General features: G+C 69.7%; 10 protein-coding genes. 8 read left to right on the top strand and 2 right to left on the bottom strand.

Annotated features, from left to right (window positions below; all coding sequences use genetic code 11):
• Positions 1–48 precede the first annotated feature (48 nt).
• Together JNUCC0626_RS00810 and JNUCC0626_RS00805 are read left to right on the top strand one after the other, a co-directional pair.
• Positions 49–1,197, top strand: a complete 1,149-nt coding sequence (locus JNUCC0626_RS00810) for an FAD-dependent monooxygenase (RefSeq protein WP_394617671.1) — start codon at positions 49–51, stop codon at positions 1,195–1,197.
• A gap of 223 nt (positions 1,198–1,420) precedes the next feature.
• A complete protein-coding gene (locus tag JNUCC0626_RS00805) occupies positions 1,421–2,218 on the top strand; it encodes an intradiol ring-cleavage dioxygenase (protein WP_394617670.1) in 798 nt (265 codons plus the stop codon).
• Here the strand turns inward: JNUCC0626_RS00805 and JNUCC0626_RS00800 are convergent.
• Positions 2,192–3,460 carry a PucR family transcriptional regulator gene (locus tag JNUCC0626_RS00800; RefSeq protein WP_394617669.1) on the bottom strand — a complete coding sequence of 423 codons (1,269 nt, stop codon included), beginning with the start codon at positions 3,458–3,460 and terminating at the stop codon, positions 2,192–2,194. The genes JNUCC0626_RS00805 and JNUCC0626_RS00800 overlap by 27 nt on opposite strands.
• Positions 3,461–3,542: 82 nt before the next feature.
• Between JNUCC0626_RS00800 and gabT the strand changes: the two genes are divergently transcribed.
• The 6 genes from gabT to JNUCC0626_RS00770 all read left to right on the top strand — a co-directional run bounded on the left by gabT (position 3,543) and on the right by JNUCC0626_RS00770 (position 11,232).
• A complete protein-coding gene (gene gabT, locus JNUCC0626_RS00795; RefSeq protein ID WP_394617668.1) occupies positions 3,543–4,826 on the top strand; it encodes a 4-aminobutyrate--2-oxoglutarate transaminase in 1,284 nt (427 codons plus the stop codon).
• A complete protein-coding gene (locus tag JNUCC0626_RS00790) occupies positions 4,823–6,133 on the top strand; it encodes an aldehyde dehydrogenase family protein (RefSeq protein ID WP_394617667.1) in 1,311 nt (436 codons plus the stop codon). The genes gabT and JNUCC0626_RS00790 overlap by 4 nt, the downstream gene beginning before the upstream one ends.
• A 52-nt stretch (positions 6,134–6,185) precedes the next feature.
• A complete protein-coding gene (locus JNUCC0626_RS00785; protein ID WP_394617666.1) occupies positions 6,186–7,136 on the top strand; it encodes a LacI family DNA-binding transcriptional regulator in 951 nt (316 codons plus the stop codon).
• A gap of 450 nt (positions 7,137–7,586) precedes the next feature.
• Entirely contained in the window at positions 7,587–8,081 is a 495-nt protein-coding gene (locus JNUCC0626_RS00780; protein ID WP_394617665.1) for a CAP family protein, read from the top strand.
• A 49-nt stretch (positions 8,082–8,130) separates the two neighbouring features.
• Positions 8,131–10,890, top strand: a complete 2,760-nt coding sequence (locus JNUCC0626_RS00775) for an ATP-binding protein (RefSeq protein WP_394617664.1) — start codon at positions 8,131–8,133, stop codon at positions 10,888–10,890.
• A 108-nt stretch (positions 10,891–10,998) separates the two neighbouring features.
• Complete coding sequence (locus JNUCC0626_RS00770; protein WP_394617663.1) at positions 10,999–11,232, top strand: hypothetical protein; 234 nt, start codon at positions 10,999–11,001, stop codon at positions 11,230–11,232.
• Positions 11,233–11,284: 52 nt separating this feature from the next.
• Here JNUCC0626_RS00770 and JNUCC0626_RS00765 read toward each other — a convergent pair whose 3' ends face one another.
• On the bottom strand, positions 11,285–11,734 hold the full coding sequence (locus JNUCC0626_RS00765; RefSeq protein WP_394617662.1) for a hypothetical protein: 450 nt from the start codon (positions 11,732–11,734) through the stop codon (positions 11,285–11,287).
• Positions 11,735–11,796: the final 62 nt, after the last annotated feature.

Raw genomic sequence — 11,796 nt, 5'->3', positions numbered from 1 at the left:
TCGCGTCGGACGAAGAAGGATACCTAAGTTAGCTAGTTGGAGGCCGTCATGAGCTCAGTTCTGATCTCCGGTGCCAGCATCGCCGGTCCCGCGCTCGCGTTCTGGCTGAGCAGGCGGGGGTTCGACGTCACGGTCGTGGAGAAGTCGCACACCCTGCGCGGCGGCGGCTACCCGATCGACATCCGCGGAACCGCGTTAGGCGTGGTCGAGCGGATGGGCCTGCTCCCCCGGCTGCGGGAGGCGCACGTGCACACGCGGCGGATCACGTTCCTCGACGCCGACGGCAGCACCGTCGCGTCGGTCAGGCCGGACGCGATCGCGGGCGGGGACGGCAGCGATCTCGAAGTGCGGCGGGGCGACCTGGCCGAAATGCTCCACGACACCGTGCGCGACGACGTGGAGTTCTTGTTCGACAACAGCATCACGACGTTGCAGGAGCATCCGGGCGGCGTGGACGTGACGTTCCGCAGCGGTCTCCAACGCACCTACGACCACGTCATCGGCGCCGATGGACTGCACTCGAACGTGCGCTCTCTCGTGTTCGGCGCGGAGGAGCGGTTCCACCGCTACCTCGGGTACTGCTTCGCCGGGTTCACGCTGCCCAACCACCTCGGGCTGCGCCAGGAAGCGTTGATGTGGAACGAACCTGGGCGCGCCGCGGCGTTGTACGCGGTGGGCTCGGGCGAGAGCGTGCACGGCTTCCTGAGTTTCGGGCTGGCAGAGGCGCCGTTCGGCGCGTTCCGCGACCCCGACGCCCAGCGCGACCTCGTCGCGTCGGTGTTCGAGGGTGACGGCTGGGAGGTGCCGGAGCTCGTCAAGGCGATGAACGAGGCCGACGACCTGTTCTTCGACACGGTCAGCCAGATCCGCATGCCCGCGTGGTCGTCCGGCCGGGTCGCTCTGGTCGGCGACGCCGCGCACGCCCCGTCGTTCCTCACCGGACAGGGCTCCAGTCTCGCCCTGGTCGGCGCCTACGTCCTGGCGGGACACATGGACGACTTCGCCGAGTACGAAAGGGTGTTGCGGCCGTTCGTGCTCGCGAACCAGGACCTCGTCGACGTGGGGAACGCCGAACTGTTCCCCGGCACCGCCGAGGCCCTGGCCGCCCGCAACGACGTGCTGCGTGCCCGCGAGACGCTGCCCGCCGAGGCGTCCCGCCCCGAACACTCCGCGCTGACGCTGCCCGATTTCGGCTAGGCGCTGTCCTGCAAGTTCGTCAGGTGGCAGGCGCGGGTGAGCGACCCGGAGACGGTGCCGCCGCGACGCCCTCATACCGGGCGTATTCGGGCGTCGCGGCGGTGCCGTCTCCGGGGCCCTCGGCCGCCACTGCCGCCCGGCGGACTTGCAGGACAGTGCCTAGCCAGCCGCACGACAGGTTCTCCACAGGCGCCTCACAGGATCCGGCCGCAATCTGAGTCGCATGACGGACAACCACGACCGCGGCCTCCAGTTCGACCTCGCCACGCTCTTCGGGCGCCGGCGGGCGTTGGCGCTGCTCGGCGGCGCAGGCCTCACCCTCGTGGCCTGCGCCCCGTCGACCACCACGACTTCGGGTTCGACCACGACCACCACCTCGGCCGCTGCCGGTGGTGCGCTGGAGACGATCCCGGAGGAGACCGCCGGCCCGTACCCCGGCGACGGCTCCAACGGCCCGAACGCCCTGACGCAGAGCGGCATCGTGCGCTCGGACATCAGGTCGAGCTTCGGCTCGTCCACGCGCACCGCCGAGGGCGTCCAGCTGACCATCGACCTCACCGTGCAGAAGGAGGACGGCACGCCGTTCGCCGGCGCCGCGATCTACCTGTGGCACTGCGACATGAACGGCGACTACTCGATGTACTCGGACCGCGTGAAGGACGAGAACTTCCTGCGCGGCGTCCAGGAGGCCGACGCGTCCGGCAAGCTCAAGTTCGTGAGCGTGTTCCCCGGCGCCTACTCCGGCCGCTGGCCGCACATCCACTTCGAGGTCTACCCGAGCCTCGACGAGGCCACCAAGGCGGGCAACAAGATCATCACCTCGCAGCTCGCGTTGCCCGAGACCACGTGCAAGGAGGTCTACGGCACCACCGGCTACACGCAGAGCGTCCGGAACATGTCGCGCACGTCGTTGCAGCAGGACATGGTGTTCCGCGACGGCACCGACGAGCAGATGGCCTCGATGTCCGGCGACGTCACGTCCGGCTACACGGCCTCACTGACCTTCGCGGTGCAGGGCTAACCACAGCTCGGCGCGCAGGCCGGGCGAGTCGAGGGACTTCCCGAGCGCGTTCTCGGCCTTGCGGACCCGGTTCTTCAACGTGTGCCGGTGGATGCCCAGCTCGGTGGCGGCCGGATCCCAGGCGCCGTGATGACCCAGCCACGTCCTGAGCGTCTCGCGGGTTTCGGTGTCGAGGGGCTGCAGAAGGGATTCCGCGAACCCTTCCGGGACCTTCAGACTGCCTGCAAGTTCTTCGAACGTCCGCACCCCCGCCTTCTCGGCCTGCCGGGCCTCGCGATAGCCGCGGGCGACCTCGGTGCGGTCCACTTCGGACGATGCGTGGCCATCCGACTCCGCGGCGAGCACGACGATCCGGCCGTCGTGCTCGGCCCAGAAGCCGCCGTCGGGTGGGTCGTCGGCGAGGAAGACGCGGAAGCGTTCCGGCAGGCCTTCGACCGGGATTCCGTTGAGCAGCAACCGGAACTGGCCGTTCCTGAGTTCGCGGTGGGCGGCGTCGACGGCGTCGTTCTGAGCGAGGGCGAGGGTGAGCAGGGAGGCGGCTGTGTTGACGATGTTGAGGTCGGCGTCGAGCGGCTCGGTCGTGCCGACCGCGAGCACTCCCCTGGCCCGGCTGCCCAAGGCCTGGAGGAACACGTGCCAGTCGTCGGTGGCGAACGCGGCGCTGGCAAGTCCGCCGGACGTGCCCAGGCGGGCCAGTTCCTCCCGCAGTTCGGGCACTTGGCGCGCGTTGTGGGCGTGCACGGGCTCCCCTGCGGCGTCGAACAGCACGACCCAGCCGTTGATCCACTGGCCGAGTCTGCGCACCACCCCGGCGACTCCGCCCCGCACGGCGGCTCTGGTCAACGCTCTCTGCGCCTCACTCGTGCGGGTCAACGCGGCGTACTCGTCGGCGGCCAGCGCTTTCGAGACCGCCTTGCTGATCGCGATGAACGGGACCTCGCGCGGCACCTCCACCAGCCCGAGCCCGCTCTCCCCTGCCTGGCGCACCAGCTCGGCAGGCACGACGTCGTGCCCCAGCCCGGTCCCGAAGCCGAGCCCGACCACCCCGGCGCGCACCAGCCGTTCGACATAGCCCGGCGTCAGGGCGTTGAGCCCCGTCGTGAGCAGCAGCTCGCCGCCCTCCAGGAACGGCGTCGGGTCCGCGAGTTCGGTGCCGTGCACCCACCCGACCGGCCGCGACACGTCCCCGGCCAGCACGGGCAGCCCCAACGAACGGGCGAGGTCGTGCAACGAGATCGACATACGCCAATTTGTATATTCTGACTCCGAAAGATCGCCATTTCAGGCACTGCGCAACGCCCTGACCAGGGCCATGCTTGGGTTCATGACCCGACTGCGCACCGCCATTCCCGGCCCGAAGTCGCTGGAGCTCCAGGAGCGGCGCAAAGGCGCCGTCGCCGCCGGCGTCGGCTCCGGCCTGCCCGTCTACATCGACTCCGCCGACGACGGCCTGCTGATCGACGTCGACGGCAACCAGCTGATCGACCTCGGGTCCGGCATCGCCGTCACCGGTGTCGGCAACCCCGCGCCCGCCGTCGCCGAGGCGGTGCACGCGCAGATCGACAGGTTCAGCCACACCTGCTTCATGGTCACGCCGTACGACAGCTACGTCGAGGTGTGCGAGCAGCTGAACGAGCTGACGCCGGGTGACCACGAGAAGCGGTCGGTGCTGTTCAACTCGGGCGCGGAGGCCGTCGAGAACGCGGTCAAGATCGCGCGGCACGTCACCGGCAGGCAGGCCGTCGTGGTGTTCGACCACGGGTATCACGGCCGCACGAACCTCACGATGGCGTTGACCGCGAAGAACATGCCGTACAAGCACCGGTTCGGGCCGTTCGCGCCCGAGGTGTACCGGGTGCCGGGGTCGTACCCGCTGCACGACGGGCTGAGCGGACCCGAGGCCGCGGCTCGGGCCATCGCGGCGATCGAGAAGCAGGTCGGCGCGGACAACACGGCCGCGCTCGTGATCGAGCCGATCCAGGGCGAGGGCGGGTTCATCGACCCCGCGCCCGGTTTCCTGCCGGCGCTCGCGCAGTGGTGCCGTGAGCGGGGCGTGCTCTTCGTGGCCGACGAGATCCAGACGGGCTTCTGCCGCACCGGGGCGTGGTTCGCGCTCGACCACGAGGGCGTGGTGCCTGACCTGATCACCACGGCCAAGGGCATCGCGGGCGGACTGCCGCTCGCCGCCGTCACCGGGCGCGCCGAGATCATGGACGCCGTGCACGTCGGTGGCCTCGGTGGCACCTACGGGGGTAACCCGGTGGCGTGCGCGGCGGCGCTCGGGTCGTTCCGGACGATGCGCGAACGCGATCTCAACACCGCCGCCCAGCGCATCGGCGAGACCGCACTCGCCCGGCTGCGGGCCATCGCGGAGAAGACCGACATCATCGCGGACATTCGCGGCCGTGGCGCGATGCTCGCGATCGAGTTCACCGAACGCACGCCCGATGTCGCCGCACGGGTCGCGAAGGCGTGCCACGACCAGGGCGTCGTCGTGCTGACGTGCGGCACCTACGGCAACGTGATCCGTCTGCTGCCCCCGCTGGTCATCCCCGACGACCTGCTCGCCGAAGGTCTCGACGTGCTCGAAGGAGCGTTGCTCGCATGATCGACTTCCACACCTCCGACGACGTCGAGGCCGCCGTTGCCCGCGCGGCCGCCGTCGCCCCCGAACTGGCCGCGTTGCCGGCCCACCGACGCGCGTCGGCGCTGGACCACGTGTCGCGACGGCTTTCGGAACGCGCCGAGGAGTTCGCCCAGGCCATCAACGTCGACTCCGGCAAGCCGCTGAAGTGGGCGCGGATCGAGGTGACCCGCGCGATCTCCACGTTCCGCTGGGCCGCCGAGGAGGCGCGCCGGTTCTCCGGCGAGATGCAGCGCCTCGACACCGACCCGTCCGCCGAGGGCAGGCTCGCGCTGGTGAGGCGGGTGCCACGGGGGCCGGTGCTGGGCATCGCGCCGTTCAACTTCCCGCTGAACCTGGTGGCGCACAAGGTGGCGCCGTCGATCGCGGTGGGCGCGCCGATCGTGCTGAAGCCCGCGCCGTCGACACCGGCCGTCGCGTTCCTGCTCGCCGAGGTGCTGGCGGAGACGGACCTGCCGGACGGCGCGTTCTCGATCCTGCACCTGTCCAATGAGGACACCGCACGGCTGGTCGAGGACCCGCGGCTGCCGGTCGTGTCGTTCACCGGCTCGGGCCCGGTCGGCTGGGGCATCAAGGAACGCGTGCCGCGCAAGCACGTGACGCTCGAACTCGGCGGCAACGCGGCGGCGATCGTCGCGCCGGACTGGCCGGACCTCGACTTCGCGGCGCAGCGCATCGCCACGTTCGCGATGTACCAGGCGGGCCAGTCGTGCATCTCGGTGCAGCGCGTGTTCGTGCACACCGACGTGTACGACGCGGTCTCGGAAGCCGTGGTGGCGCACGTGAACAAGCTCGACGTGGCGGGCGACGTCGGCCCGTTGATCAACGACGCGGCGGCGGACCGCGTCCAGGCCTGGGTCGAAGAGGCAGACGCGACGGTACTCACGGGCGGAACGCGCGACGGCCGCACCTACGCGCCGACCGTGCTGACCGACGTGCCGGAGGACTCGAAGGTCAACGCCGAGGAGGTGTTCGGCCCCGTCGTGACGCTGACCAGGGTGGCCAGTGTCGAGGAGGCGTTCGACCGCGTCAACGCGTCCCGGTACGGCCTGCAGGCGGGCCTGTTCACCACCGACGTGCGGCTTGCTTTCCGTGCCGCGCAACGACTTCAGGTAGGTGGCGTGATCGTCGGCGACGTGCCGTCGTACCGCGCGGACCAGATGCCGTACGGGGGCGTGAAGGAGTCCGGCATCGGCCGCGAGGGCCTGCGGGCGGCCATGGACGACCTCACCGAACAGCGCGTGCTGGTCCTGACCGGCCTGGAGCTGTAGGCATTCATCGGATGAATGGCTCGCTCTTGACCTTGACTGCGATGATTTGCGAGTGGCCGTCACGATCAGGGATGTAGCTCGCCAGGCACAGGTCTCCGTCTCGACCGTCTCGCGCGCGTTGAGTGCGCCGGGCCTGGTCAAAGACGCGACCCGGCAACGGGTTCTGGACGTGGTCGCGGGGCTCGGCTACCAGCCGAACCGCGCGGCCCGCAGCCTGATCACCGGCCGTACCGGGAATCTCGGCATCGTGGTGCCCGACCTGACGAACCCGTTCTTCCCGTCGATCCTGCGCGGCGTGCAGACGAGGGCGGGTGAGGCGGGCACCTCGGTGTTCTTCTGCGACAGCAGGGAGGACCCGCAGACCGAGGCCGAACTGGTGCGCACCATGGCGTCCCAGGTGGACGGCGTGGTGCTGTGCGCGTCACTGCTGACGGACGAGCAGGTGGTGGAGCTCGCCGAACTGACGCCACTGGTCCTGATCAACCGCCTGGTACCGGGCGTCTCGTCCGTCCTGATGGACAGCGCCTCCGGCATGGAGCAGGTAGTCACGCACGTGGAGTCCTTGGGACACAAGGACTACGTGTACCTCGGCGGCCCGTCCGCCGCGTGGTCGAACAACCGCCGCATGCAGGGCCTGCGCGGCCGCGCACACCTGCTCGGCTCGTTCGAACCGAACTTCAACGGCGGCTACGCGGCAGCCGAACAAGCTCTCCGCACCGACGCGACGGCGTTCATCTGCTACAACGACCTGATCGCCCTCGGCGTGCTCGCCTACCTGGCCGAACACAACGTCCGCGTACCGGAGCAGATCAGCGTCACGGGCTTCGACGACATCCTCTACGCGACGATGTGCTCGCCCGCGCTGACGACCGTGCACATGCCCACCGAGTCCGCCGGCGAGGTGGCCGTCGACCTCCTCGCCACTCTGCTGGACGGCGGCCAGGTAGAGCACCGCGAACTACCGACCACGCTCGTGGTCCGCGCGAGCACGACCAATCCCTGAAACATTCCTGACCAACCGCCGCACCCTGCTCCAGCCGCGAGGGAGTCGCTTCGGGTGACTCCCTCGAGCGGCCAGTCGAGCAACTTCGGCACGGGGTTCTCTAGTCGTAACCCCGAACGTGCCCGTCCTCGTCGGCGAGAATTTCGTAGCCATCCATGCCAAGCTCCTTACCGCTGGTGTTCCGCTGGTGTTCGACATCACAAACCATAGAACCTGAACCGCATCCTGTGGAGTGAATTTGCACCGCAACCGGGGTAGCCACCCCTAACCCAAGGGGGTCATAGGGGGTATCGCAACCGCGTTACACCACCCGTGATCCGCGCCACACTTCAGGCGACCCCACGACTACGCAGCGCCTATCAAGACAGCAGATTCGACCCGGGGTATTGCCCACCATGCCCCATTTAGGGGACAACACGAGTCATGCGTTGGATGCTCACCGTAATCACCGTGGCCCTCACTCTGAGTCTCACCACCCCTACCGCCCACGCCTCGGACCCGTTCACGAAGACGGCGGAACTCATCAACGCCCATCGCGCAAAGCACGGCGTGCCGCCTCTCTCACTCGATTCCGAAGTGTCAAGAACGGCGCAAGAATGGGCGGACCACCTCCAGTCCACAAATCGCTTCGAACACCGCCCGAACAACACCTACGGCGAGAACCTGTACGAGGCGGGTCGCAACAGGCCAATCGATACAGTGATCGGTAAAGCCCTGGACGACTGGTACGGCGAATCGCGCCGCTACGACTACGACAAAGAGATGACGCCTTCCACCGTCGACCTCTCCGTGCTCCACTTCACGGCCATGGTCTGGAAGTCGTCGGACCGCGTGGGCGTGGGGATCTCGCAGGGCCGCAACGGCACCTACGTGGTGGTCAACTTCGCCGAGCGGGGCAACACCCTCAACCGCTTCAAGGCGAACGTCCTCCCGCCCACCAGCTAGCCACGCGCATCTTCCGCACGACTTGCCCGCAGAGCCCTATCGTTCGGGTATGCGCGGTGATTTCGTCGGCCGGGCCGAGGAGTCGGAGTTGCTCGCCGGTCAACTCGGCGCGGCGCGGTCAGGCAGCGGGCGGCTGGTTCTGATCGGCGGCGAACCGGGCATCGGCAAGACGCGGCTCGCGCACGAGGTCGCGACCCTCGCGGAGGCCTCGGGCATCCCGGTCGTCTGGGGACGCGCCAGCGACGACGAGGGCTGCCCGCCGTACTGGCTCTTCCGGCAGGTCGCTCGCGCGTTGACCGATTCGCTGCCGTCCGCGTTGATCGACGGAGGCACGTCCACCGATTCGGCCACCGCCCGCTTCGAGGCGTTCGAAGCGTTCAGCGAACAGCTGCGAGCACACGCGTCGGACGCCGGTCTCGTCGTCGTCCTGGACGACCTCCAGTGGGCGGACGCGGCGTCGATGGCCCTGCTCGTGCACGTCGCACGGGGGATGGCTCGCTCCCGCCTGTTGCTCGTCGGCACCTACCGGGACACCGAAAACAGCGGCCGGGAGATGTTGACCGCAACGTTCGCCGCTGTCTCCCGCGAAGCTGGACTCGTCCGCGTCCGGCTGGCCGGGCTGCCGACCGCGGACGTGCACCGGCAACTGGAAGCCGCCACGCGCGGGCCGGTCACCGCCGAGATGGCGGCCCTGGTCCACCACCGGACCGGAGGAAATCCCTTCTACGTCAACGAGTTGGCCCCGCTGCTCGACCGCGCCGCCGAGACGGTGCCGGACGGCGTGCTCGACACCGTCCGCGCGCGACTGGCCCGGCTCGACCCCGTCTGCCGCGAACTGGTGTCGATCGCGGCCTCGCTGGGCAGTGGACTCGATGCCGCCCAGCTGGCGGCGGTGACCGACTGGCCCCTCGACACCGTGCTGAACGCTCTCGACGAGGCTGCCGCGGCGGGATTGCTGGCACCCGGCGAAAACCGGCGGTTCCAGCACGACCTCATCCGGGATGCCGCGCGAGCAGACCTGCCCACGGCGACCCGCGCACGTGCCCATGCCCGGCTGGCCGCATGGCTCGCCACGCGACCCGACGCCGCCGAGCGCGTCGCGGAGATCGCTCACCACTGGCTGGCCTCGGCGCCGGTCGGCGATCCCGGCCAGGCAGCGGAGTGGGCTGAACGCGCCGGGGACCAGGCGCTGGATCGCCTGGCGTGGGAGGAGGCCGCCGGGCTGTACCGGCGGGCGTTGGACGCCGGTGCTCCACTGACCGCGGGCGACCGCGCCAGGTTGCTGTTGCGGCACGCGACAGCGCTGACCCGCGACGGTGATCTCCAGTCTGCTGCCGAGTTCCTCACCCGCTCCGCCGAGGCGGCTCGTGCCGCGAACGACCCGGAGGCGCTCGGGGCGGTCGCCTTGGCGATGGAGGGGGTTTCCAATCCGTGGGGCGACTTCGTCGGCAACCGGCTGGCGGTCGAGGCCCTGGCCCAGTTGCGGGCGGAGGACACCGCGCTGCGGGCCCGGCTGCTGGCCCTGGTCGGCGGCGAAGCCGGCTTCGCCGGTGGGCCGGACGCTGATCGGTACTCCGCTGAAGCACTCGCGATGGCCGAACGACTCGGGGACGCGTCCGTGCTGCGTTCCGCGTTGCGCTCGCGGCAGATGGCACGCTCGGGGCCGGACGGCGTGCACGAGCGGCTCGCGCTGGCCGAACGGATGTTCGCGCTCGGCGAGACCGAGCAGGACGACGACACGCGCTTGTGGGGTCTGCTCTGGCGCTTCGACGCTTTCATGATGCTGGGCCGCATAGACGACGCCGAGATTGCACTTCCTTCGATGCTGCGGCTGGCCGAACGCCTGCACCGTCCACTCGCCACATGGCACTACCTGCGCAGCCGCGCCGCCACCGAGATCACCCGCGGCCGCTTCGACGACGCCATCGGCACTGTCCGGCGCTGCGTGGAGCTGGCCGACGGCCGCACGCACAGCTCAGCGTTCGGGGTCTCGGCGTTCGTCCTCATCCTGCTCGACGGGCTGACCGGCCTCGACCTCCTCACCGACGAGCAGCACGCCGAGTTCGAGCGGCACTACCCGCCCAACTTCCTCCCGGCGTACAGCTACTACTGGGCACAACTCGGTGACCTCGAACGCGCGCGCCGGTTCGCGCGTGGCGTCGCCGACGAGGACGGGTACCCGCGACCGGTGCTGCTGTCCGCCGCCGCGGTCCGCGCCGAGCTGGCCTGGCTCTTCGACGACCGGAGACTCGCCGCGAAGACGGCCGAGTTGTTGCGGCCCCACGCCGACCTGTTCGTCACCGGCGGGGCGGGTTCCCTGGCGAACGCGGGCTCGGTGCGCACCCACCTCGGTCTGGCGGACGCCGCTCGCGGACACCTCGACGACGGGGTGCGCCAGATCCGGCTCGGGATCGCCGCCGACGACACCGCCGGCATCGTGCCCGCCGCCGCGTTCGGCCGGTGGCACCTGGCCTCGGTGCTCTCCCGCCGCCGCCGTCCCGGCGACACCGAGGAAGCGGCCGCACTGTGCGCCGTTCTCATGGACACGACCGGAAACCTCGGCATGCATCCGCTGCGACGGCGCGTCGCAGAACTCGCGGCCCAGTTGCGCGGTGACGACCCCGCCGGTCTCACGCGCCGGGAGGCGGAGATCGCCGGACACGTCGCCCAGGGTCTGACCAACAAGCAGATCGCGGCGCTGTTGCGGCTCTCCGAGCGCACGGTCGAGACCCACGTTCAGCACGTCCTCGCCAAACTCGGCCTCGCCAACCGCACACAGGTCGCCGCCTGGTCCGCCCGGCAGCGGTGAGATGCGTGGTGCGGCTACGTGGTTCCACGGACCCTCTCCCGGGCTGCGGCTCGTAGCGTCTGCAAGCGCTGGAACACCCCAGCGCACAGACGTGAGAGGGGAAAACTCATGAGCAGCCCCGGATTTCCTCCCAACTGGGCGGGCCAGAACGCTGCGAAGGCAGGCACCGACGCCGCGGCACGCGCCCGAAGCGCACACGACCAGTCGCGCCGGGCCGCGGGCGGAGGCTCGGGGAGTTTCCTCGGCAGCCTCATCGCAACGCTCATCGCGCTGGGGATCCTGGCGCTGGCGGCACCGTTCGTGATCACCTTCATCTCGAACTTCCTCCACGGCGCAAGCTGAGCGCACGACGTGTCGGCCAAGGCCTGCACCCGCAGTCACCGCAGTCCAGCGGTCACCGCAGCCCAGCGGTCTCCGTAACAGCCCTCAAAGCCGCCACTACAGCCGTGAACGGTGGCAACGCAGGCCCAGCCCCGTCCCCAGGCAAGGTTCCCAACCACCGAACCCCACCCCCGTCGATCCGAGAAGGCGGCAACGGCACCAACGTCCCCAGCCGATGCGTCAACGCCCCCCGAGCCCGCAACCGAATCAGGTTCACCTGAGAAGCCGAGTCAGCGGACCCGGTCAGCACCAACCACCGCCCAGAAGGCAACACCACCACCGGCCCAGCCAGCATCCGCACGGCGAGGTAGTGCTGCACCTCCCCGCCAACCCCAGCAGGCATCTCCACCGCGGACACGACATGATCGGTGGTGAGCAGCAGCCGGTTCTCCGAGCGCAGCACCAGCCACCCCCACCCCGAGTACCTCTCCAACGCCCCGGAGAACGTGTCGAGTGGCGGCAACACCCCAGTCGGCAATGGCGATACGGGCGCTGCTGGCGATAGTGGACCCTTAGGCGAGTTCA

Source organism: Lentzea sp. JNUCC 0626 (assembly GCF_043632865.1).
GTDB lineage: Bacteria > Actinomycetota > Actinomycetes > Mycobacteriales > Pseudonocardiaceae > Lentzea.
Note: the sequence above shows the minus strand (reverse complement) of the source record. Positions and strands in the feature narration are given on the sequence as shown.